General features: G+C 62.4%; 17 protein-coding genes and 2 pseudogenes. 10 read left to right on the forward strand and 9 right to left on the reverse strand.

The features are described 5' to 3' along the window. The first annotated feature begins 54 nt into the window (after positions 1 to 54). Complete coding sequence (locus tag LL972_RS16350; RefSeq protein WP_228328488.1) at positions 55 to 528, forward strand: hypothetical protein; 474 nt, start codon at positions 55 to 57, stop codon at positions 526 to 528. Positions 529 to 540: 12 nt separating this feature from the next. After that, positions 541 to 1,872, forward strand: a complete 1,332-nt coding sequence (locus LL972_RS16355) for an XVIPCD domain-containing protein (protein ID WP_228328489.1) — start codon at positions 541 to 543, stop codon at positions 1,870 to 1,872. Between the two features lie 99 nt (positions 1,873 to 1,971). Here LL972_RS16355 and LL972_RS16360 read toward each other — a convergent pair. The 5 genes and pseudogenes from LL972_RS16360 to LL972_RS16380 form a co-directional block, all read right to left on the reverse strand. Beyond that, a pseudogene (locus LL972_RS16360) lies at positions 1,972 to 3,149 on the reverse strand (endo-1,4-beta-xylanase). 233 nt (positions 3,150 to 3,382) lie between these two features. After that, positions 3,383 to 5,817 (reverse strand): annotated as a pseudogene (gene galB / locus LL972_RS16365) (beta-galactosidase GalB). A 166-nt stretch (positions 5,818 to 5,983) separates the two neighbouring features. After that, a complete protein-coding gene (gene uxaC / locus LL972_RS16370) occupies positions 5,984 to 7,405 on the reverse strand; it encodes a glucuronate isomerase (protein WP_228328490.1) in 1,422 nt (473 codons plus the stop codon). A gap of 43 nt (positions 7,406 to 7,448) precedes the next feature. Then, positions 7,449 to 8,435 carry an endo-1,4-beta-xylanase gene (locus LL972_RS16375; protein WP_228328491.1) on the reverse strand — a complete coding sequence of 329 codons (987 nt, stop codon included), beginning with the start codon at positions 8,433 to 8,435 and terminating at the stop codon, positions 7,449 to 7,451. 10 nt (positions 8,436 to 8,445) lie between these two features. Then, positions 8,446 to 9,768, reverse strand: a complete 1,323-nt coding sequence (locus LL972_RS16380; protein ID WP_228328492.1) for an MFS transporter — start codon at positions 9,766 to 9,768, stop codon at positions 8,446 to 8,448. Positions 9,769 to 10,233: 465 nt separating this feature from the next. Between LL972_RS16380 and LL972_RS16385 the strand changes: the two genes are divergently transcribed. From LL972_RS16385 to LL972_RS16400, 4 genes are all read left to right on the forward strand, one after another. Continuing rightward, positions 10,234 to 13,176 (forward strand): TonB-dependent receptor, encoded by a 2,943-nt coding sequence (locus LL972_RS16385; RefSeq protein ID WP_228328493.1) that lies wholly within the window; start codon positions 10,234 to 10,236, stop codon positions 13,174 to 13,176. A 241-nt stretch (positions 13,177 to 13,417) separates the two neighbouring features. Then, on the forward strand, positions 13,418 to 14,905 hold the full coding sequence (locus tag LL972_RS16390; protein WP_228328494.1) for an MFS transporter: 1,488 nt from the start codon (positions 13,418 to 13,420) through the stop codon (positions 14,903 to 14,905). 32 nt (positions 14,906 to 14,937) lie between these two features. Next, positions 14,938 to 15,972: a glycoside hydrolase family 43 protein gene (locus LL972_RS16395; protein WP_228328495.1), complete on the forward strand. Its 1,035-nt coding sequence runs from the start codon at positions 14,938 to 14,940 to the stop codon at positions 15,970 to 15,972. A gap of 344 nt (positions 15,973 to 16,316) precedes the next feature. Then, a complete protein-coding gene (locus LL972_RS16400; protein ID WP_228328496.1) occupies positions 16,317 to 16,850 on the forward strand; it encodes a lipocalin family protein in 534 nt (177 codons plus the stop codon). Between the two features lie 86 nt (positions 16,851 to 16,936). Here the strand turns inward: LL972_RS16400 and LL972_RS16405 are convergent, their stop codons facing one another. Next, on the reverse strand, positions 16,937 to 17,272 hold the full coding sequence (locus LL972_RS16405) for a ribonuclease E inhibitor RraB (RefSeq protein WP_228328503.1): 336 nt from the start codon (positions 17,270 to 17,272) through the stop codon (positions 16,937 to 16,939). A 541-nt stretch (positions 17,273 to 17,813) separates the two neighbouring features. Here LL972_RS16405 and LL972_RS16410 point away from each other — a divergent pair. The 3 genes from LL972_RS16410 (at position 17,814) to LL972_RS16420 (ending at position 20,655) form a co-directional block, all read left to right on the forward strand. Then, complete coding sequence (locus tag LL972_RS16410; RefSeq protein ID WP_228328497.1) at positions 17,814 to 18,071, forward strand: XAC0095 family protein; 258 nt, start codon at positions 17,814 to 17,816, stop codon at positions 18,069 to 18,071. A gap of 260 nt (positions 18,072 to 18,331) precedes the next feature. Next, positions 18,332 to 18,841: a hypothetical protein gene (locus LL972_RS16415; RefSeq protein WP_228328498.1), complete on the forward strand. Its 510-nt coding sequence runs from the start codon at positions 18,332 to 18,334 to the stop codon at positions 18,839 to 18,841. 5 nt (positions 18,842 to 18,846) lie between these two features. Next, entirely contained in the window at positions 18,847 to 20,655 is a 1,809-nt protein-coding gene (locus LL972_RS16420) for an XVIPCD domain-containing protein (RefSeq protein WP_228328499.1), read from the forward strand. 274 nt (positions 20,656 to 20,929) lie between these two features. Here the strand turns inward: LL972_RS16420 and LL972_RS16425 are convergent, their stop codons facing one another. From LL972_RS16425 to LL972_RS16430, 3 genes are read right to left on the reverse strand one after another with little or no spacing between them, the layout of a single operon-like run. Next, positions 20,930 to 21,340 carry a hypothetical protein gene (locus tag LL972_RS16425; protein WP_228328500.1) on the reverse strand — a complete coding sequence of 137 codons (411 nt, stop codon included), beginning with the start codon at positions 21,338 to 21,340 and terminating at the stop codon, positions 20,930 to 20,932. A 42-nt stretch (positions 21,341 to 21,382) separates the two neighbouring features. Continuing rightward, the gene (locus LL972_RS21820; protein WP_429002176.1) at positions 21,383 to 21,670 is read right to left on the reverse strand and encodes a toll/interleukin-1 receptor domain-containing protein; all 288 of its coding nucleotides are present in this window, start codon (positions 21,668 to 21,670) and stop codon (positions 21,383 to 21,385) included. Positions 21,671 to 21,688: 18 nt separating this feature from the next. After that, the gene (locus LL972_RS16430; protein ID WP_228328501.1) at positions 21,689 to 22,261 is read right to left on the reverse strand and encodes a hypothetical protein; all 573 of its coding nucleotides are present in this window, start codon (positions 22,259 to 22,261) and stop codon (positions 21,689 to 21,691) included. Positions 22,262 to 22,417: 156 nt separating this feature from the next. Between LL972_RS16430 and LL972_RS16435 the strand changes: the two genes are divergently transcribed. After that, positions 22,418 to 22,621 (forward strand): YdcH family protein, encoded by a 204-nt coding sequence (locus LL972_RS16435; protein WP_164738977.1) that lies wholly within the window; start codon positions 22,418 to 22,420, stop codon positions 22,619 to 22,621. Positions 22,622 to 22,962: the final 341 nt, after the last annotated feature.

Genomic DNA, 22,962 nt, shown 5'->3' on the forward strand with positions numbered 1-22,962 from the left:
TGCGCCGGTGCACACTCCCAACCCTCATCGATTCCCACTACAAAGGAGCGGGCCATGTCGGAGATGACGCCAGAGCAACTGGCACAAGGCGTAGTGCGGCTGATCCTTGCGATCCGCGGCAAGCAGGATCTGACCCCGGAGCAGATCGCCGCGTCTGCAGGTCTGCAGGTGGACACCGGCGACAACGCGCAGCAGTTCAGTGCCTCCGGTCGCCTGGCCGATGGTGGACGCTACGCGTTGGAGTCGGTGGCCGACACCGATGGGCAGCCGCCGTCGCGTTTGGATTTCGCGTTCGCGCCGGATGCAGCTACGCCGGCGCGCTGCACGCAACCGATCGGTCCGTACCGGCAGGCGTTGGTCGAGGCCGGTTTCGTCGCGCAGTGGATCGCGCCGCCGCGCCTGGGCAGCCCCGGCCGCTGGCACTTCGAGCGTGGCCCTGTGGTGGTTTACGCGTTCGTCGGCAAGGAGACAGCGCAGGACGACATGCAGGCTTGCATTTCTGCGTTGCAAATCCTGGCCACCGCATAAGGAGAGGGTGTGATGGCGAACGACGACGACCTGAAAAAAATGGTAGCTGCGTTCGAAGCGATCCATGCCAAGGAGGGTCAGGCGCTGCGGCAGATGTTGGACAACACGCCTGACCTCAAGGTACGGGTGGAGCAGGCGATCGAGCAGAAACAGTTGTCCGGTTTCGGGCCGCATCCGGACAATAGGGCCGGCGCGTACCGGCCGGGCACCGGCGAGATCCTGCTGCCGATGGACGTGCTGCGCACCGCCAATATGGATACCCCGCGCGACGATTCGGCCAATACCGCGAGGATCATCCTCGGCCACGAGATCGGCCATGCGATCAACAAGGCAGCGATCGATCAATCCCACGCTGCCTTCAAGGACAAGATCGACGAAGTCGCCAAGTCGCCTTCGCCACACGATTACACCACGGCATTGAAGGCGCATGGCGCCGAGGCGCGCACGCGCGAGTCCAAAGACGAGATCGCTGGCGTCAACACGCTGGCCGATTACGTCAAGCACAGTCATCCCGAGGCGACGCTGAAGGATCTGTACAACGCTAGTACGGAGATGGCCAACTACATCGACAAGAACGGCGAGGGCGCCAAGGCGACTTACAAGGCCAAGGATGGGCTGAGCTTCGGCAACGACCTGAAGATCGACGCGAACGCGCCGAAGAACGTGGAGGCGATGGGCAAGCTGTTCTACGACACACGCGGTTATCCGCAGCACTACGGTGCACCCGATCTGCTCATGGTCGCCGAGGCAGAGGAGGCCGCGCAGCTGCGCGATCCCAGGCGTGTGCAGCCGGAAGTGCGCGCCGATCTGAAGGCGCTGGGCATCGATCAGGACAAGGTCCCGCCAGAGTGGATACCGAACGGGTTTCGCGATACCGGCCTGACACCGCCGGCGCCGCGTACCGGTGCGCCCGCAGCCGAGCCGACTGGCGCGGACCGGGCCTTGCACGACAAGGTGCGCAGCGGCGTGGCCCAGGCCGAGCAGGCGCTGGGCAAGGGCTGGGACGACAACAGCGAACGTATGACAGCCAGCCTGACGCTACTGGCCAAGCAGAGCGGCTTCAGCGAGCACGACCAGCTGTCGGTGGGATTCAACCGACCCACGGCGACGCGCCAGGGCGGCGAGTTGGCATTCGTGTATCGCGACGGCAACACTGCCTCATCCGATCCCTATGCCAATCGCGCGCAAATGCCGACCAGCGAAGCGATTGCGCGGCCTGCCCAGGAAACCTACCAGCAGCTGCAGCAGCAACACGTGCAGCAGGCGCAGACCCAACGCGTGGTGCAAGAGCAGGACACGCAAGCGCAGACCCAAGCCACCTCGCCACCGGTGCTGACGCGCTGAGCCGATGCCGGCGTTGCGCTGTGCGACGGCAATCTCAGACAACCCGTGCAATGGCAGTAGCCGACGGCTGACATACGGCTACTGCGCTCATAGGATGCGCTAGTGCGCTTGCGCCGGCACCGCCAACACCGCATCCACTGCCGGCTTGGGCTGGTAATTGCGATCGAACAGCAGCGGATAATTGGTACGCCCCGGCACGGGGTAGTCGTTCTTCCATGACATGCCGTCGGTGACGCCCCAGACACTGACACGGGCGAGCTTGTCGCGCTTGCGCCAAAACAGCGCGAACAACTCGGCGTAGCGATCGCGCAGTTGCGCCTGCACCTGCGCTGGCAAGCCATCGCGGTAAGGGTCGAGAAAGCGCTTGAATTCCGGCAGCTGGAACTGCGTGTGCGCAAGCCCGGTGCCGATGACCTGGCCCTCTTTGGTGAGCGGCAACACGTCGATGTCCAGCTCGGTGATCATGACCTTGATGCCGAGCGCGGCGTAGGCATCGATGGCGTCTTCGATGTCGCGCAGGCTGGGGTAGTTGAGCCCCCAGTGTCCTTGCATGCCGACGCCGTCGATACGGATACCGTCGTGCTGCAGCATCCTGACCATGCGCACGATGCCGTCGCGCTTGGCCGGGCGCCAGGCATTGAAGTCGTTGTAGTAGAGCTGCGCATCGGGTGCGTACCGCTGCGCGAAGCGAAAGGCATTGCGCACCACGGTGTCACCATCGCCACGCGCTGCACCCAGTTGGTGGAGCGATAACTGCCGTCCTCGTCGATGATCTCGTTGACCACGTCCCAGGCCTGCACTTTGCCGACATAGCGCCCTGCCACGCGCTCGATGTGCGCACGCATGCGCTCCAGCTGCGCGTCGGCGGTGTTGGGCTTGCCTTGTGCATCGACGAAGAACCAGTCCGGCGTCTGGTTGTGCCAGACCAGGGTATGGCCGATCACGAACATGTCGTGGCTGCGTCCATAGGCGACGAAGGCGTCGGCAGCGCTGAAGTCGAACACACCCGGACGTGGCGCAACCACTTCGGCCTTCATCACGTTTTCGGCGGTGACTGCATTGAAGTGGCAGGCGACCAGCGCCGCAGAAGCGGCATCCTTGCCGGAGACGATGTCGGCATTGACGGCGGTGCCGATCAGGAAGCCATCGGCGTAGGCGCGCTGGAGCGACGTGCTGCGAGTGTCGCAGGCAGCGGAGGCTGGCAGTGCAGTGACGGCGCTGATGACGGCGAACGCAATGCTCAGGCAGGTTGATGCGCGCGTACTGTTTTCTTGCATGACGGACTTCCTGATCAGATGCGTCTTCTGTTCTCTTCGCGGCTGACTGGCAATGCGCGCCAATGCGGGATCGCAGCTTACGCGTTGCCAGGTGCGTTTGAATCCAGCAACCACGCTAGCGATACCGGGAGCACGTTTGCATCCGTCGCATCTGTTGCGTGCAGGCACCGCATCGCCATCCGCACGCGACAGCTCACCTGCACGTGCCACACAATTGCCGAGCAGCAGCCCCATCACTCCACCACCACCTGCGCACTGGCGGCCTGCAAGCTGTCGGATTCGACATGGACGGTGATCGTGCCATGCGCGCCGGCCTTGGCACGCACGATCGCCAGACACAGGCCGTTGAAGGCGTTGCGCTGCGGCGCGGCGAACGACTCCAGGTTGGTGGGGTCGCCATTGTCGGTAGCGACCAGCTCGCCCGGGCCTTCGATGCGGAAACGCAGGCGGTCGCCGGCGACAGCTCGGCCTCATCGCCGGAGGTGAACACATGCACCGGCGTGACCTGGCCCTCGCGGCCGGGCCAGGTCCAGTGCGGCAGCAGATGCGCCATCGGCAGATCGGGGCGCCAACGCGATTGATAGAGCCAGTAGCGGTCCTTGGGAAAACCGGCCAGATCGAAGATGCCGGAGTACGAACTGCGCGAGCTGTAGTACGGCGTGGGCTCGCCCAGATAATCGAAGCCGGTCCAGACGAATTCGCCGGCGACATACCGATGCTGGTCCTGCGCCGAGAACACCTTGTCGGCGCTGGAGCCGAAGTCCACCGCATGCAGTTCGTAGGCGCTGACCTGGTGCGCGACCGAGTCGCCGCCGCGCCCATCGCGCACCGGCGCGCTGTTGTCCGGCGTCACCGGAAACAGATACACACCGCGGCTGCTCAACGCCGAAGCGGTCTCGCTGCTGAGAATGGCCTTGTGCGGGAACCTGCCATGGAACGCCGGATATTGCGGTTGTTTTCGGATGCGCTCGGTGCCTGCGAATTCCGGCGCGTCGCGGATGCCTTCGCCCTGGTAATTGAGGCTGATGACATCCAGCGCAGCGGGCAGCGGCATCTCGGGCGAGGCGTAGTTCATCGCCACCGTGGCGGGGCGCGTGGGGTCTTCCTCGTGCACGATGGCGTGCAGTGTGCGTGCGATCGCCGCGCCCTGCTCGCCGGTGTACTGCTCACCGACTTCGTTACCGACGCTCCACAAGATCACCGAGGGATGATTGCGGTCGCGCCGCAGCATCGCGCGCAGGTCCGGCTCGTGCCACTGCGGGAACACCAGGTGGAAATCCAGCGGGGTCTTCTTCATCTCCCAACTGTCGAACACCTCGTCCACCACCAGCAGGCCCATGCGGTCGGTCAGCTCCAGCAGCTCCGGTGCGGGCGGGTTGTGACTCATGCGGATGGCATTGGCGCCCATCTGTTGCAGCAACTGCAGTTGCCGCTCGGCGGCGCGCAGGTTGAACGCCGCCCCCAGCGCGCCGAGGTCGTGATGATTGTTCACGCCGCGAATCGGCACATGTTCGCCGTTGACCAGCAAGCCCTTGCCGGCATCGAACACGATACTGCGGATGCCGAACGGTGTTTCGTAGCGATCCACCACGTGCCCGTCCTGACTGACCTCGGTCACGGCGACATAGCGATGCGGGTGCTGGGTGGGCGGCGGGCCCCAGAGACGTGGATGGTCGATCTGCGTGCTGCCCTGCACGCGTGCGCTCCCACCTGCGGCAACCGCAACCCGCATGGCGGCAATGCGCGCGACCGGCTCGCCACTACGTGTACCGCGTGCAGCGTCGAGCACATAGATCGCGGTGCTGACCTGCGCCTGCACCGCACTGCGCGCGGCATTGTCCAGCGTGATCGCCAACTGCACCTGCGCGGTGTCGGCCGACACCTGCGGCGTGGTCAGCTGCGTGCCCCAGTGCGCGACATGCAGCGGCGCAGCTTTGGTCAGCCACACATTGCGATACAGCCCGCCGCCCGGATACCAACGCGCCGACTCCGGCGGGTTATCCAGACGAATCGCCAATTGATTGCGTGCACCAAACACCACGTACGGGCTCAGGTCCACGCGCCAGGAGCTGTAGCCATACGGCCAGCCGCCGACCAGCTTGCCGTTGAGCCAGACCGTGGCATAGGCCATCGCGCCATCGAGATCCAGAAACAGCGAACGTCCGCGATCGCTGGCCGGAATGTCCAGGCGCTTGCGATACCAACCCACGCCCCAGCTTGGCAGGCGCCCCATGCCGCCATAGGGGCCATCGGCCAGGAACGGCCCGGCGATGGCCCAGTCGTGCGGCAGATCCACGCGCTCCCAACCGCTGTCGTCGAACTGCGGCTGCACGAAGGCGACGCTACTGCCGGGGTGGCCGGGCGGGCGTTTGTGCCGCTTCGCGGGATCTGCAATCAAGTTGTTGGCCGTGGGCAGGATCCACGGCTTGAGCACGCGGGTTGCGGCGGCATCGAGGCGCTGCGCCTGCTCGGGCTGCGCGTCGGCCACCTTGCCGTCTTCGCTGCGTAGCACATGCGGGCGGGTGTCGTAGTCCAGGATTTGCCGATTGCCTGGAGGATCGCCGCGATGGAAGCGCCACTGCGCGTTGAGCGAGACACGCTCGCGTGGCGGCTGGGTCGGCACAGGTGGTGCTGCCAGCGCGGGCACTACCACGCAGATGCAAAGCATCGCGACACCTGCGAGTCGTGCGCAATGCCTGAAAAAATCTCGCGTCGCCGTCGCTGCCATGCCTGCATGCGTCATATCGCGCCTCGCGTCGACCATGCACGCATGCATGGTCGATCCGCACTACCTGCACGCGTGCAGGCATCGCCACGTGCTGCCTCGCTCAGCCTCACAGCTTGTAGGCTTGCTTGGGCAGGCGATACGCCAGATCGATCACCACCTCGACCGCCTCGTCCTCATCCAGCCTGTGCTCGGCGACCAGCTTGGCGAGAAACGCGCTGTCCACGCGTCGCGCCACATCGTGGCGTGCCGGGATCGACAGGAAGGCACGGGTGTCGTCGTTGAAACCCACGGTGTTGTAGAAGCCGGCGCTGGCCAGGGTCTGCTCGCGGAAGCGCCACATGCCCTCCGGCGCATCATGGAACCACCAGGCCGGGCCCAGCAGCAGCGACGGATAATGCCCGGCCAGTGGCGCCAACTCGCGGCTGTAGCTGGTCTCGTCCAGGGTGAACACGATCAGGCGCAGACGCGGGTCGTTGCCGAATCGGTCCAGCAAGGGCTTGAGTGCGTGCACGTAGTCGGTGCGCATCGGAATATCGGCACCCTTGTCGCGCCCGAAGGTCTGGAACAGCTGCCGGTTGTGATTGCGGAAGCAGCCCGGATGCAGCTGCATCACCAGCCCATCGTCCAGGCTCATCGCCGCCATCTCGGTCAGCACCTGCGCGCGGAACAGCTCGGCCTGCGCGGGCGTGGCTGCGCCGCGCACCACGGTATCGAACAGGCGCTGCGCTTCGGCCGGCGACAGATCGGCGGTGGCCGCACTGGGGTGGCCGTGGTCGGTGGAGGTTGCGCCGTGTGCGGCAAAGAACGCGCGGCGCTGCCGATGCGCACGCAGATAGCCCTGCCAGCTCAGCACGTCCTCGCCGGTGAGCGCGCCAAACTGCTGCAGTGCGCCGGCAAACTGTTCGTGTTCGGGGTCGACCACCGGGTCCGGCCGATACGCGGTGAGCACGCGTCCCTTCCAACCGCTGGCGCGAATGGCCGCGTGGTGCTGCAGCGTGTCCAGCGGCGACTCGGTGGTGGCGATCACCTCGATGTCGAAGCGCTCGAACAGGGCACGCGGGCGGAATGCCGGCATCTGCAGTGCAGCGGTGATGTGGTCGTAGTAATGATCGGCAGTGCCGGCATCCAGCCGGATGCGCAGATCGAACACGTCATGGAAGACATGATTGAGCCACAACGCTGACGGCGTTCCGCGCAGCAACGTGTAGTGCTCGGCGAACACGCGCCACGCCGCGCGCGGGTCCACCGCCGCGCGCGATCCATCCGCCCGCGGGATGCCCAATGCGTCCAACGCGATGCCCTGGCTGTAGAGGATGCGGAACACATAATGGTCCGGCACCAGCAACAGCTCGGTGGCATTGGCAAACGGCGCATCGGTGGCGAACCATGCCGGGTCGGTATGGCCGTGCGGGCTGATGATCGGCAGCGCGGCGATCTGCGCATACAGGCGGCGCGCGATCGCACGCGTGCCGGGGTCGGCGGGCAACAGGCGATCGTCGTGCAGGGTCAGCGGGATGGATGTAGGCATCAGTCGGCCGACGAACTCGTGGGAGGAATGCAGGACACAGGGATCACGGCGCTGCGCTGTGGCTGGCAACGTAATCGCGCAGCCAGGTCAGCGCCGGCCGCTCGGTGCCATCGGCACGGATCAGGTACGCCGCCTCCTTGTCGCGCCACAGGCCGGGGCGGAACCCCCACAGCGTAATGCCGCGCACCGCCGGGTGCTCCCAGAACACCGGGAAGACGCGCTGGTAGTCGGCCAGCTGCTGCGCATCGCTGGGGCCGTCCAGATCGAACTCGGTGATGTAGATCGGCAGGCCGGTCGCGGCCAATACATCGAGATTGGCACGATGCACCGACATCGCCACGTTCGGGGTGGTTTCGAAGGCATGCTCCTGCACGCCGATCGCATCGACCAGCTGCTCGCGCTGCAGCAGCTTCACGATCTGCAGGTACTTCTGCGTGGCCTGGGCGCTGTTGGTGATGCTGTAGTCGTTGATCATCAACCGCGCACGCGGAAAGTGCTGGCGCGCCAGCCGGAACGACTGCAGCACCCATTCCCAGCCGCTGGCGCCGTCGCCGCCCAACGCCTGCAGATAATTGCCGCCGCCGGTGTCGTCCTTGCTGGGCGGGTCGTTGAGCGGTTCGTTGACCACTTCCAGCAGGTCGATGTCCGGATAGCGCTGCGCAACCGCAGCAAACCACTGCGCGATCTCGCGGCGTTGCTCGGCCGGCGGCAACGACTTGATCCATTCCGGCTGCTGGTTGCCCCACACCATCACATGCATCTGGAACGGCATGCCGTTGGCCTTGGCAAAGCGGTAGGCCGCATCCAGCCCGCCCCAGTCCATCTGGTCGCGCACCGCTTCCACGCTGCCCCACTTGCCGCTGTTTTCCGGGGTGAGCTTGTTCCAGTACTGCGCGAATCCTGGCGCCTGTTGCGGGCTGTAGGCGCTGCCCAGGAACTTGGGCGCGCCGGAAGCCAGCGGTGCGGCCTGCGCAAGCGTTGCGACGTTCGCCGCCAACAACAACCCGATTGCCAGTGTGCGTAATTGCATGATGATCCCCTCAGGAAGATGCGGCGGTAGCGGCGGCGTCTGCCGGCAGCTGCGCCGGCTCCAGGCGTGGCACCAGCGTGTGCACCACCGCCAGCGCCAGCAGGTAGGCCGAGCCCGCCATCAGGAATACCGGCACGTAGCTGCCGGTGGCCTGCAACAGAAAACCGATGAAAGTAGCGATCAGCATGCCACCGACCGCACCGGCAAAGCCGCCGATGCCGACCACGGTGGCGACCGCGTGGCGTGGAAACATGTCCGACGGCAGCGTGAACAGATTGGCCGACCAACCCTGATGCGCGGCAGTGGCCAAACCGATCAAACCGACCGCCACCCATAGATTGTCTGCGCGTGCAGCGAACACGATCGGCACCACCGAGACGGCGCAGATCAGCATGGCGGTCTTGCGCGCGCGGTTGACGCTCCAGCCGCGCGCGATGAAGCGCCCGGCAACCCAGCCGCCGGCAATGCTGCCGATATCGGCCAGCACGAAGATCACGATCAACGGCGCACCCAGTTGCAACAGGCTCAAGCCGTATTCGGCATGCAGGAACTTGGGCAGCCAGAACAGGAAGAACCACCAGATCGGGTCGGTGATGAACTTGCCCAGCACGAACGCCCAGGCCTGCCGGTGCCGCAGCACCTGCAGCCACGACAGCCGCCGCTGCACCGGCTCGTGCGCATCGCTGCGGATATGCGCCAGCTCTGCCGCCGACAGGCCGGGTTGCTGCTCGGGCGGGTGATAGCTGAGCCACCACACCAGCAGCCAGGTGGCGCTGAGCACGCCGGTGAACAGGAAGGCCGCCTGCCAGCCCCAGGCGGTGGCGATCAGCGGCACCAGCAACGGCGCGACGATGGCACCGATGTTGGAGCCGGAATTGAAGATGCCGGTGGCCAGGGCGCGCTCGCGACGCGGAAACCACTCGGCCACCGTCTTCAGCGCGGCGGGGAAGTTGCCGGACTCGCCCAGCCCCAGGAAGAAGCGCGCAATCGCAAAGCCCACCACGCTGGTGGCCAGCGCGTGCCCCATCGCCGCCAGGCTCCAGATGCCGATTGCCAGCGCGTAGCCGACGCGCGTACCGAAGCGGTCAATCACCGCACCGCTGCACAACAGGCCCAGCGCGTAGGCGGCCTGGAAGGCGGTGACGATATAGCCGTACTGGATCTCGTTCCAGCCGATTTGCGTCTGCAGAAACGGCGCCAGCACGCCAAGCACCTGGCGGTCGACATAGTTGATGGTGGTGGCGGCAAGCAGCAGTGCGCACACACGCCACCGCATGCGGCCCAGGCGCGCCAGCGTGCCGGCAGGGGCAGCCGCTTGCGGCAACTCGCTCATGTGCGCGAGCGCCACGTCGCTGCTGGACGCAGTGTGCGAGGGGCAATCGCGCAACGATCGCTGCAATGCGTTGCCACATGTCGCGTGTGGCCCGGCCTCTGGCTGCCGCGTTCTTCGGTTCGATTCATCGAGCACTGCACCTGCACGAAGGTGGCCTTGCGCCACGGGTGATAGCGCTACCATTACCACGCCACCGGGCAAAAACCATCGCGCAGTGCAGCACGCCAGCGCATGGTGCGCAGCCGGCACGGTTTCGATCAGCGCCACTGTTGCCCGCCGCCGCGATACCTCGCCGCCTATGCTGCCCTGCAGCGTGATGTTCTGAATTTGGTAGCGCTAACATCGGCCACCGCTGATCGCCCGTCTCCCCCATCGCACCATCGCCGCGCCGCGCATCGGCAGCGGCACTCCCTGCGCAGGGGCGATGCGTGGGACATCTGCTCACGTGTTAGGGAAGGGATTACGGTGAAGAACAGCTACGCACGAACCGCGTTGTCCTGCGCGTTGGGGTCCATCCTGCTGGGCATGGCCAGCACTGCTGCCTGGGCGCAGTCCAGCGACGCCAGCAGCGCCGCACCTGCCGCACAATCGCCAGCGGCCACTGCTGCCGGCGGCGATGCAGTGACCCAGCTCGACACCGTCACCGTGTCCGGCTACCGGCGCAGCATCCAGTTTTCCACCGATGCCAAGCGCGACTCGGTGGGCTTTGCCGACACCGTGTTTGCCGAGGACATCGGCAAGTTCCCGGACATGAATATCGCCGAGTCGCTCAACCGCATCCCCGGCGTGCAGCTCTCGCGCGACGTCAATGGCGAGGGCTTGAACATCGCCATCCGCGGCCTGGGCACCAGCTTCACCAAGACCACGCTCAACGGCGCCAGCATCGCCACCGCCTCGATCGGCCTGAACGCGCAGAACCAGAACCGCGAAGTCGATCTGAACCTGTTTCCCACCGAGTTCTTCACCCAGCTCACCGTGAGCAAGACGCCCACGGCCAGCATGCTCGAAGGCGGCGTGTCCGGTGTGGTGGACATGCGCAGCGCGCGCCCGTTCGATCGCCCCGGCGTGCATTTCACCTACCAGGCCCAGGCCGACTGGAACAGCACCAGCGAAAAGACCACCCCGCGCGGCGCCTTCATGGGCAGCTGGACCAACGAGCAAGGCACCTTCGGCGCGCTGTTCGGCGTGGCCTCGGTGCGCAGCAAGCTGGGCGTGCGCGGCTTCGAAAGCGTGGGCTGGACCAACCCCGGCCTCACCTACACCCAGTGCGGCCTCACCCCGCCTGCCGGCACGCCGGCCACCAATCAGCCGGCCGCCTGCAACGTCAACGGCGGCGGCAACTGGCGCATTCCCGACCGCGTGCCGGCCACCGCCGGCAGCGGCCTGACCACCGGCGAGACCATCGATGCGGCCTGGCTGCTGGCGCGCAACCCGGGCCTGAGCATCGACCAGATCAGCGACGCGCTGATTCCGCGGCTGGGCCGCAGCGTCTACATGAATGGCGATCGCGACCGCGATGCCTCGGTGATGTCGCTGGAATGGCGCCCCTCCGACAGCATGCATTTCTACCTGGATACGCTGTATTCGGAAGCCAAGCGCACCACCGAGCGGATCAGCATGAATCTGATCGGCCGCAACGGCAACATGATCCCGCTGGGCATGCAGCTGGACCAGAACAACGTGGTCACCAGCGCCACCTTCGCCAATGCGCAGTACTTCCTGGAAGCGCGCCCGTATCGCGAAGAGGTCAAGTTCTGGAGCGTCAACCCGGGTGCGGAACTGCTGTTCGGCGCGGACCAGGACATCAAGCTCAACGTGCAGGCCAATGCCACGCGTAGCTGGCTGGATCGTGAGTCGCCCAGCATCCTGGTCACCTCGCCGTTCACCACCGTCGACTACCGCAATGAAGGCGGCGACCGCCCGTCGATCAGCAGCCCGCTCGATCTCAACGACCCGAACCTGGGCTGGGGCTGGAACGGTGGCCGGGTCAATATCCAGAACGAAAAACGCGTGACCGAAACACGTGGCGGACGTGCCGACCTGCAGTTCGGCGAAGACAAGCGCAACATCAAGATCGGCGCCGCCTACGACCAGGCCGAGCGCACCATTCGCGGTTTCGACAACAGCATCGCCTGGGAGCAGGTGGTCTGCCGCGGTGGTGGCGGCACCATCTGCAACGGCGGCCCCGGCTCGGCAATCCCGAATGCGGCCCTGGCCGGCTATCTGCGCCCCGGCCCGGATGGCTTCATCACCGCCGATTTCAACCGCTTCCTGGGCGACACCAACTACTACGCGCTACGCGATTCCGCCCCGGAAACCAACTCCGCCAACACCGGCGCCTCGGCCGGCGGCATCCGCGAAAAGAACTGGGGTTTCTACATCGAAACCAACGCCGAAACCGAAGTGTGGAACCGCACGCTGCGCTTCAATGCCGGCGTGCGCTACGTGACCACCGACCAGACCATCACCGGCCCGGTCACCATCAACGGCATCCGCCGCATCCAGGTGCTGGATTCGGACTACAAGGAAACCCTGCCCTCGTTCAACGCCGCCTGGGACGTGGCAGACAACGTGGTGCTGCGCCTGTCCAGCTCGCGCACGCTCACCCGCCCCGATCCCAGCGCGATGCTGCCCAACACCAACTTCAGCGACCCCTCCGCGCAGACTGCAACCCAGGGCAATCCGAACCTGGCGCCGTACCTGTCCACCAACGTGGACTTCGGCGGCGAGTGGTACACCGGCGGCGAAGGCTATGTGGGCCTGACGCTGTTCAACAAGCGCATCAGCGGCTTCACCGTCAACGGCGTGCGGCGCATTCCCTTCAACGACCTGGGCGTGCCGTACGAGAGCCTGCTGCCGATCCAGCAGGCCGGCCTGGACCAGCGCGGCGGCCCGAATGCGGCCACCGTGGATGTGCAGACCCAGGTCAACGCCGACGGCGTGCTCAACATCCGCGGCACCGAGGCGATCTGGGTGCAGCCGCTGGACCGGCTGGTCGACGGCCTGGGCTTCAGCGTGAACTACACCCATGTCACCCAATCCTCCGAAGGCGAAGGCATTCCGGCAGTGGCGGTCGGCGTTGCACCCAACCTGTGGAACGGCACCGTGTACTGGGAAAAGGACGCCGCCTCGGTGCGCCTGTCCTACACCTGGAACGACGACATGGTGATCTCCGGCGCCAACCAGAATGGCATTCCCTACGCGCGCCTCAACGCCGATGCGCGCGGGCAGCTGGATCTGTCTGCCAGCTACACCCTGGAATCGCTGCCGTCCAAGCCGCAGATCACCCTCAACGTCACCAACCTCACCGACGAGCCGCTGCGCACCACCTACGCCTGGCCCAACGCCACCTACGATCTGTACGAGCCCGGCCGCACGGTCATGCTCGGCATTCGCGGCACGTTCTGAGCGTGGTCATCGACACGACAGCACAGAGGCCAGGCGGGTGTGGCCGACCCGTGGGGAGCGCATGGCCTTGCCGCATGGCCCGCGCACCGCGTATCGCTGCCGCCTGCCTGGCGACGGCGCGCGCGATTTTGCCGGACACTTCAGGCGCCATGCCTGCCGCCGCGATCCGGACCGATCGCGGTCGGCGGCCTGGCGCGCGCCGCGGCGTTTCCCGCAGCACTCCTCGAGCCCGCCCCGCCTCATGAACGATCAGTCACAACAGCTCTCCCTGCGCGAAAAGATCGGCTACAGCCTGGGCGACCTGGCCGCCAACCTGATCTTCCAGACGCTGGTCACCTTCCTGGCGTTCTTCTATACCGATGTGTTCCGCATTCCGGCGGGTGTGGCGGCCACGCTGATCTTCGTGGTGGGCATGCTTGGCGCATTCGTGTTCACGCCCATCATCGGCATCCTGGCCGACCGCACCCGCACGCGCTGGGGCAAGTTCCGCCCGTGGATCCTGTGGACGGCAGTGCCGTTCGGTGCGTTGTCGCTGGCCGCATTCAACACGCCCGCCCTCGGCGAGCAGGGCAAGATCGCCTACGCCTTCGCCACCTACACGCTGCTGATGCTGGTGTACGTGGCCAACAACCTGCCGTACTCGGCATTGAGCGGCGTGCTCACCGGCAGCATGGAGCAGCGCAACAGCCTGTCGGCCTATCGCTTCCTGGCGGTGACCTTCGCCCAGTTCGTGATCCAGGTGCTGCTGCTGCCGCTGGTGCTGATCCTGGGCAATGGCGACAAGGCGCAGGGCTTTCGCAACACCATGGCGCTGTTCGCCGCCGTCGGCACGCTGTGCTTTCTGATCACCTTCTTCACCACGCGCGAGCGGGTGCTGCCGATCAGCGAACAACGCAGCAGCGTGCGCCAGGACCTCACCGATCTGGTCCGCAACAAGCCCTGGCTGGTGATGCTGGCGCTGACCATTCTGGTCTTCATCAATCTCGCCATGAAGGGCGGGATGTACATCTACTACTTCAAGTACTACCTCGACGCCGGCGCGCTGGCGCAGTTCCTCGACAATGCCGGCTTCAACCGCTTTATCGCTGCAATCAATAGCGTGCTCACCGGCGCTGGCATGAGCGCGCTGCAATGGCCGCAGGACGCACCGACCTCGGCCTTCAGCGTGTTCAGCGCCGGCGGCATCCTGGCGATGATCGTGGGCATCGGCTTTTCCAAGCGGCTGGCCGATCGCTACGGCAAGCGCAATGTGTGCGGCGGCGCGCTGCTGGTTTCTACGCTGTTTTTGCTGGCGTTCTATGTGTATCCGCCGGCGGCGATCGGCTGGGTGTTCGCCTCCTACGTGCTGCACGGCTTCTTCTACGGCATCACCATCCCGCTGCTGTGGGCGATGATCGCCGACGTGGCCGACTACTCGGAGTGGAAGAACCACCGCCGCGCCACCGCGATCATTTTCTCGGCGATGTTGTGCGGGTTGAAGATCGGCCTGAGCGTCGGCGGCGCGCTGGTCGCCGGCATCCTGGCGTTCTATGGCTACGACGCCACCCTGCCGCAGCAAAGTGCAGCGGTCACCGACGGCATTCGCCTGGCCATCAGCGTGTACGCCTCGATCCCGTTCCTGCTCGGCACCGCGTTGCTGGCGCTGTACGAGATCGACAAGACGCTGGAAACCCGCATCGAACACGAGCTGGGCCTGCGCCGTCAGGCCGCACCACTCGCTTCGCCCTGACTCCCTCCTCCACCTCATGCACAGGTACGCGCATGTCCGATGAACTGCACACCGCTGCACTGCAGGCGCTGGCGCGCACCGCCATTTCCGCACCGCTGGTCACCCACCTCTATACCGCCGACCCGTCCGCACACGTGTTCGACGGCGCGCTGTACATCTACCCCTCGCACGACATCGATGCCGGCGTTGCCTTCAGCGACGACGGCTCGCACTTCGACATGGCCGACTACCACGTGCTACGCATGGCGCATCCGCACGCGCAGGTAGAAGACCTGGGGCAGGTGCTGCACGTGCGCGACGTGCCCTGGGCACAGCGCCAGATGTGGGCACCGGATGCCGCGCAGCGCGACGGCAAGACCTACCTGTATTTTCCCGCCAAACGTGCCGACGGCATCTTCCAGATCGGCGTGGCAGTCGGCGATGGCCCGCAAGGCCCGTTCGTCGCCGAGCCCGAACCCATTGCCGGCACCTACTCGATCGACCCGGCCGTCCTGGCCGACGACGACGGCGCGCATTACCTGTACTTCGGCGGCATCTGGGGCGGCCAGCTGCAGCACTACCGCGACAACGTCTACGACCAAACCAACCAGGAACCCGCAGACGACGCATCCGCACTCGGCCCACGCGTCGCGCGCCTGCACGAGGACATGACGCAACTGGCCGAACCCACCCGCGAGATCGTCATCCTAGACGAACACGGCGCCCCGCTCCGCGCCGGCGACCACGCCCGCCGCTTCTTCGAAGGCCCCTGGGTGCACCGCCATGCGGGCCGCTACTACCTGTCGTATTCCACCGGCGACACCCACCTGATCTGCTACGCCACCAGCGACTCCCCGTACGGGCCATTCGCCTACCAGGGCGTGCTGCTCGCACCGGTGATCGGCTGGACCACGCATCACTCCATCTGTGCGTTCGAAGGCCAGTGGTATCTGTTCTATCACGACGCTGTCTTGTCGGGCGGGCAGACGCATCTGCGCAGCATCAAGATGGCACCGCTGGAACACGACGCGGATGGAAGGATCGCGACGATTCATCCATATGGGGAAGACGCGGTATCGCCCTGGTGAATGCCGTCGGGCTACCGCCTGCCTGGACTTAAACCAGCCCGTCATGGCTCGATCGCCGGCACTGAACGACACGTCCTGTCATCTCTGCATTTTCAAGCACGTCGTGACCCTCACTGCGGCTGATCGTCGCCCCAGCGCTTAAGTCTTTGATCGAGCATCTCCTGGCGTGCGCAACGCGTCGGCCTGGCGCTTCAACGCCGCCATGACATGTTGAACGTTACCGTCGCCTCACTGGCAAGGCAGGCCGGCGTGCGCCAGTGCGGAACTGCATCGCATGGGGTTGCATCCGCACGCAGGGCAACGCCGTAGGACTATGTACGTATTTCTTTCAGGTGGAGATTGCCATGCGACATGGTTCGATGCTGTTGTTACTGACGCTCGCGGCTCACGGAAGTGCAAGCGGCAGCGAGTCGCGTCCCGCCCTGCCGCGCGCAGACAGCGTCGACGTGCCACGCTTCATGGGCGACTGGTACGTCATCGCGCATATTCCCACCCGGCCCGAGCGCAAGGCCTACGATGCGGTGGAGAGTTATGCACTGCGACCAGACGGTCGCATCCAGACCACCTTTACCTTCCGCAAGGGCAGCTTCCAGGCGCCGCTCAAGTCCATGCATCCGATCGGCCAGGTGGCGAAGGAGGGCAATGGCGCGCTGTGGAGCATGCAGTTCTTCTGGCCATTCAAGGCCGAATACGTGATTGCCTGGCGCGATGCGGAGTACACGCAGACCATCGTGGCGCGCAGCAAGCGCGATTACGTCTGGTACATGGCGCGCACGCCGCAGGTCTCCGAGGCCGACTATCAGCAGGCCGTCCAGCGTATCGCCGCCATGGGCTACGACGTGTCGCAGCTGCGCCGCGTCCCGCAGTCGCAGCGCTGACGCGGTAAAAAGGGCCGATGCGGTAAAAAGTGCGACGAGCTCAGCGATGTAGTGACTGCATCGCAGGCTCTCGCACATCGCCGGCGTTAGACGTTCTTTTCATCCGCAGAAAACTCCCATCCGTCATTCAAACCTCCTAACGGCTTGGCCTCTGTTGCCAACTCTTCCTCGAACGCCGAAATCGCCTTGTACGTTGGGATCATGGTCGGATACACCGTCACGTCCATCGGAAACGCCGTGTTTTCCGGGTAATGGCAGCAACGCACCTTTTGCTCGAAGCGCAGCAGCGTCACCGAAAACGCCAATGCCGACTCCTTCGTGGGGAAGACCACGGAGAACGCAATCTCGCGTGGCTTGGATAGATCCACCCCTTGCTGGGCAATGTGCCAGAGGGTGTCGCCGTTATCGTCGTTAGGATACAGATCCGGATTTCGTTACATGGGAAGCTTCATTTTTTTGACAAATTTACCGAGGAGGAATCCTAGCGCCCGGCTTGTGTGGGGCTTGTCATTAACTGCGCGCCTGAAATCAAATGGTTTCAGAATGCCCTTCGAGCTCACTATATTTCTGGCGATCACACCATTTCCCGCTTCATCAGCTAGCGTATTCGAGTCACCTAAGTATCCCCCTGAGCTGAAATGCCTGCATGTTAATACCTACATCTTTGCGACACGGCATTGATAACCGAAAGGGCGCGAAGACTCCAGGCCTGCACCTTGACTCCTCCATGCATCAGTAGCACACTCCTTCACGGAGCGTAGCAACTCCACAGATAGCGGTGCCACCCCCGTCAAGCGGTGGTTTTTTGTGCCTGATGTTTGGGCGCATGCTCGGCGTTTCCACGTCGGGAGGGCGGCGAATACAACACCCGCAAGGGAAATAAGCCCGCCGGCTATCTGCGGTTGCTAACCTCCCGGCATCCCGCCGCATCGTGCGGCGGGAGCCTGTTCCGGAGGAGTAAGCATGGAGCAGTCTCTGTTCGGGTATTACCTGCTGCCGGAAAACGCGCAGCTTCGGTTACTGCAAACGCGCGATCATTTGCGCTTTCTGGCTGCGCTCGCACGCCCCCGCTACGTGTCAAACACCTCAGGCATCAATGAGCCTCCCATACCAATGGATGCGTTGGCGTTTTGCTTCGATATGCTGGCGGAGCAGTTGGACGATGTACTATCGCAGACCACGGTGCCTGTCGATATGACAAAGCGACGTGCTTCGTCATAGCATGCGCTTGACTCGAATCAACAGTAGTAATCGCTGCGGCCCTGATCTCGGCCACCTATTGCTGCTTCTACAAGCTATAAGAAATTGGCAGTAGTTGAACATCGTCAAGCAACAAAATTTTTAAGCGGTGCACTTGGCAAACGAAAGGAGCATGCGAAGTGAAATCCAAGGCGAATTTATTGATAGTCGTAGTGCTCATCTGCTTGGCAACGTCTTGTGCAACTGCCAAACCTTCGGCTGACGAACCTCGAGGAAGAGACATGACCACACACACTGAGCTGACACCCCAAGCCCTGCTGGACCGTCTCTTCTCTTTAATAGAAAATGTCGAAAGTTTTGATGAATTATCGCCATTACTTCTTGAGAAGTATCTAGAAGTTCCATTCACCAAGAGTGCAGGTGAAAATTCTGGGTTTTATACGCTCGATCAACCAGCTCCTTATTCAGGATACGGCATCACGTATAACTTCGACAAGAAATTTACGCAGTACTCCAATGTCACTTTGGAACTTTTACCACCGAGTAGCATTCCTCTTTCAACCACTCCTCCTTGCGAGCTAGCCTTCGAGCAATATGATAGAGCATTGAAAGATGCTGGGTTCAAAGCCGAACTAGGACTCTATAACGAATTTGGATGGATTCTGTCTTTTCAGTACTCACGCAAAAATATACGTGCCCAGATCAATCCATGGCACCCAGCCTCCCCTGAACCTCAACAAGCAAGTGTCAGCTGCGTTAAGTCAATCAGTCTTCACAAGATTGAGGAGTAATGGTCATGGCCGTTCCAAACGCTCAACTGCAATCCGCTTTGACTCGATTTGCAAATCGACCGGATGTAACTCCCGATCAGGAAGCGCAGCTACGCGCAACGGTTGCGGCCGATCCAGACCTTACACAGAGGCTCAATCAAGAAGCAGCCAGGGGTCATCTGAAAGGATTCGAGCCAGGCGTTGGCGGTTCCGAACCGCTGACAGGCTCCTACGATAAGGCATCCGGAATCGTCACTCTCCCGGCGCTTGATCCAGGATCCGCACCGACGGCGAGCTTGCGCGGTTCGCTCCGGCTGCAAGAGATGGGTATGCGTTTCGCAAATAGTTCGTATATGGATGCAAACCAACAAAGCCAGCCTGTAACGCAAGATATGGTCACCAACCTGCAGGCAACAATCAACAGTTCGCCGACGCTGGCGAACGAGATGAAGCGAGCTGTTACGACCATTGACAGTAGCGACCCCCAAAAACGCATGCTGCTGGAAAATTTCGCTCCTCTTAGTGGCACGATTGCAGGGGGGACGTTCAACCCGACCAGTAAAACCATGAGCATTCCACCAGCTACGGTCGGGCAAACCCAGAGTCAGTTCAATAAATCCAACGCTACTGATCTAACATTTGTTCTTGGTCATGAGACGCAGCATGCCTTCAATCAAGTAAGCATGGCCAACTCATATAAGCAATTTGATGCCGCAGTGAAAGCGATTGCAAAAGATAATAATCCGGTCAACGATTACACGATCCCCGTGGAGAATCTAGTTAAAAGTGCGCGCGACGATGAGGCCAAAGCTCAGATTTCAGGTTGGAACGCATTGATTGATCGGGAGCGGCAAATCAATCCGGCCGTCGATTTGAATGCAATGAGACGTCTCGGAAATGGCCGTGTGGATGACTTTGTTGAAGCCAATCCGAGCAACAGGACGCAGACACAAGCGCGGCCAGGGATTACGTTCAATCAGGACGGCTCACTGCCCATGACGCCTCAGAATGTATCTGCACAAGCGACTTACTACTTCGACAAACAGCCCAGAGGCACGCCAGGACTTCCGCAAAATCAGACAACAGGCATTGGATTCCACGGTGACTCGGACTACCCCAACTACTATGGGGCCGGCGCTGTCAGTCGAGCGATTGCATTCGACAGGGCGTATGCGCATCCAGTGGGTGGGGTTGCTCCGCAAATGCAGCTCGATATGCAACGCCTGCGCTTCAAAGAAGAGCTTTTAGAACATAACGGAATCACGCTGCCCCCAGGCACCACCGCAACACCGCAGATCTATTGGGACACCAGCAGCAATCCGCCAACCCGCGGGCTCTTGCAACACACAAAAGGATCGCACCAGCACATCAGCCCGACTCCCGACATCGACCCTCAACAGCCAGCACTCAACGTCCCCTACAAGACAGGGAGACCAGACGATGAGCTGTTGGAGAAGATCCGTAGTGGCGTTCGCGGACTTGATCAACAAGCAGGGAAATCATGGGATGAGAGTAGCGACCGCCTAAGCGCAAGTTTGATGCTGATGGCTGCAGAAAAGGGCTTTACAGCAAAAGACGATCTGAAATTTGCATTTAATTCGCCAACCGAAAAAATGGCTGGCGGCGAAATTATGCACATGTGGCGAGAGGGCCACCAGTCCCCAGATCCCGCTGCGCATCGAGCGCACATGCCGACGCAAGAGGCGCTCTCTGTTCCTGTCGATCAGCGTATGGCACAGGTGGAAGTAGTCCAGCAGACAAAGGCGCGGGAGGTTATGCAGGCTCAACAGCAAGATCGTATACAGACACAATCAACACAAGCTCGGTCAATTTGAATAATCTGGTCGTGGGTTTCCACGCCTGCTGCGGGATAAGTCACTAGACACCAGATTGATACGTCAGTTGAACCAAGGACGCGCCTCATCTCAGCATACTGGTTGATAACTGCACGATGCCAGCTACTTGGCCAGAGCCTGCGTAGCTCACACCTTTGCCTTCCTCTCACCTCACCCACGGGCTGCAGATCTCTCAGGAGGCAGTTGAACTAAAATACATTTAGCTCGCCAATTCCACTCATTTATTCCGATTAGTAGCTTTGGTCACTAGGCGTTAAGAGATTAGTCCATGCTGAATAGCATAAACCTTTCCCTTAGCCGTCAAAATGACGTCCTTATCATTATCCTGAGTTAATAAATCCTGTGACCTAGCTTGATCGACATAAATGTCAAACATAATTCTCGACATCTTTGCTTTTGCAATGAGCTCTGAATAACTGACATGATCCCATGTCTGCTTTTCAAAGATATTTACAACGCACCTAATCACCTGCAGAACGCCATCACCAACGCGATTAGGTGGGGTTTGAGAGGTAGAGACAAAGGGATTACTGGAAACTTGTGGCTTTTCGAATAGCGAGGAATTGTGCAATGTGCGAATTAGCTCATCGAATGAAAACTCAAATTGATCAGGTCGTGAGAAGTCCAAAAAAAAACTTTGACTGAAGGAAAATAGGGACTTCATGAGTTCCATTCTGGCGTATCAATGGTATTACTTTGTTAGAGTCTATTTTTTTAACAAATCAGCTGTGACAATCATTCTCTCGTAGCCGACGCCTCCCACTCCGGAATTTGCCTTGCCAACATAATTATCCGTACAAACCATTAGCACGCGATCGGCAGAATTCATGCCTCGGTCCATGAATAGAGGCAAGTCATCGCCGGGCTTCAAGTCCCATTGATCAAGCATTGCATCTATTCCATTATTTCGAAGCCTAACTGCAAAATCCAATACCCACTTCTTGTGATCCTGTGAGTCGTGCGAATAAGATATAAATGCTTTTGGTATCGCCATTAGTTTTTCCCCAAAATTTCACTGCGCCCAAATCAAATTCATCAGCTGCGGGTCCGCGGTCACCTTGACCAGCTTGCCGCTGGGGCCGAACTGCACCTGGTACTCGGAGAAGCTGTCGCGCCAGTAGCGCCACAGCGAGGCGTCCAGATTCGGGTTTTCGCTGCTGATCGGGTAGCCGACCGCCATCAGCACCTGTTCGCGGGTCATGCCGCCGGTGAGCTTGCCGTCATTGATGGCCTGGCGGATCTTGGGCGGAAAGGTGGCCAGCTTGAGCTTGGGGTCGGCGGTGACGACATAGCGGGCGGCGAAGGCGGTGTTGTCCAGGTCGCGGCTGTAATCGTTGCCGATGGACTGCTTTTCGCCGGCGATCTTGAGGTTGACGCGGTTGCGACCGAAGCCGGTGACGCTGACCGGGGTGCCTACGGGAAGCATGCGCTTGCCGTCTTCGGCGTAGTTGCTGTCGCTGATCCAGCTGCCGTCGGTGCGCAGGTTGCAGCACAAAAAGCCGTCGTACTTGGCGACGTCGGCGGCGCTGGCCAGGTTGGCGGCGGTGAGCAGGCTCAGGGCCAGCAGGGAAGAACGCAAACGCATCGTAAAGACTCCTTTCTCGACGGCCGTGGCCGCGCGGCAATGAGGGGATCAGACGCGCCGCCGTTTCCCCAGCGGCGCGCCGGCATTGTCGCAGCCTCAAGCGGCTCGGCAAGCACAGGTGACGCGACCGGGCCGCGGTTGTGTATGCTCGGAGCCGTGGAAACCCTCTCACCCGCCGAGATCGCCGAGCAGATCGCCGAGTTGCGACGCGCCCACCGCGCGTTGGACGAGGAGATCCAGCGCGTGCCCGCGAACCTGGAGGACGAGCTGCAGATGAAGCGCCTGAAGAAGCGCAAGCTGCATCTCAAGGACTGCATCACGCGGCTGGAAATGGAGCTGGTGCCTGACGAGCCGGCGTGAGGCCATGCCTTCAGTTGGGTTCGCTTGTCGACACCCGCGCTTTGATCGCGGCGTCTGCCCGCTCTTGGGGCCAATTCCCTGCGTAGGAGCGCACCTGGGCGCGATGAGGCGTTTCCCTGGAAGGCCCGTCGCGCTCAGGCGCGCTCCTCCGGTGCCCGTAAGCAGATTGGCTGCGGGGCTGCGAATGCGCGACATGTGATTCGCGATGGGGGACGCGGCGTGTCGTGGCTGGTTGAGCAAGCGTGGCCTTGGCGTGGCGTTGCGCGGGTAATCCCCCCACTTCTAGCGGTCGCCAGAAGTGGAGCTAAGTGGCCATCGCCAACTTCATGGCAGGCGTGATG

The sequence above is a fragment of the Xanthomonas campestris pv. asclepiadis genome (assembly GCF_020784175.1).
GTDB lineage: Bacteria > Pseudomonadota > Gammaproteobacteria > Xanthomonadales > Xanthomonadaceae > Xanthomonas > Xanthomonas campestris_D.

What these genes read in the sequence shown, in the direction of transcription:
- LL972_RS16350 (WP_228328488.1), top strand. Translation starts at nt 55, where the DNA reads ATGTCGGAGATGACGCCAGAGCAACTGGCACAAGGCGTAGTGCGGCTG.
- LL972_RS16355 (WP_228328489.1), top strand. Translation starts at nt 541, where the DNA reads ATGGCGAACGACGACGACCTGAAAAAAATGGTAGCTGCGTTCGAAGCG.
- uxaC (WP_228328490.1), bottom strand. Translation starts at nt 7,405, where the DNA reads ATGCCTACATCCATCCCGCTGACCCTGCACGACGATCGCCTGTTGCCC.
- LL972_RS16375 (WP_228328491.1), bottom strand. Translation starts at nt 8,435, where the DNA reads ATGCAATTACGCACACTGGCAATCGGGTTGTTGTTGGCGGCGAACGTC.
- LL972_RS16380 (WP_228328492.1), bottom strand. Translation starts at nt 9,768, where the DNA reads ATGAGCGAGTTGCCGCAAGCGGCTGCCCCTGCCGGCACGCTGGCGCGC.
- LL972_RS16390 (WP_228328494.1), top strand. Translation starts at nt 13,418, where the DNA reads ATGAACGATCAGTCACAACAGCTCTCCCTGCGCGAAAAGATCGGCTAC.
- LL972_RS16395 (WP_228328495.1), top strand. Translation starts at nt 14,938, where the DNA reads ATGTCCGATGAACTGCACACCGCTGCACTGCAGGCGCTGGCGCGCACC.
- LL972_RS16400 (WP_228328496.1), top strand. Translation starts at nt 16,317, where the DNA reads ATGCGACATGGTTCGATGCTGTTGTTACTGACGCTCGCGGCTCACGGA.
- LL972_RS16410 (WP_228328497.1), top strand. Translation starts at nt 17,814, where the DNA reads ATGGAGCAGTCTCTGTTCGGGTATTACCTGCTGCCGGAAAACGCGCAG.
- LL972_RS16415 (WP_228328498.1), top strand. Translation starts at nt 18,332, where the DNA reads ATGACCACACACACTGAGCTGACACCCCAAGCCCTGCTGGACCGTCTC.
- LL972_RS16420 (WP_228328499.1), top strand. Translation starts at nt 18,847, where the DNA reads ATGGCCGTTCCAAACGCTCAACTGCAATCCGCTTTGACTCGATTTGCA.
- LL972_RS16425 (WP_228328500.1), bottom strand. Translation starts at nt 21,340, where the DNA reads ATGAAGTCCCTATTTTCCTTCAGTCAAAGTTTTTTTTTGGACTTCTCA.
- LL972_RS21820 (WP_429002176.1), bottom strand. Translation starts at nt 21,670, where the DNA reads ATGGCGATACCAAAAGCATTTATATCTTATTCGCACGACTCACAGGAT.
- LL972_RS16430 (WP_228328501.1), bottom strand. Translation starts at nt 22,261, where the DNA reads ATGCGTTTGCGTTCTTCCCTGCTGGCCCTGAGCCTGCTCACCGCCGCC.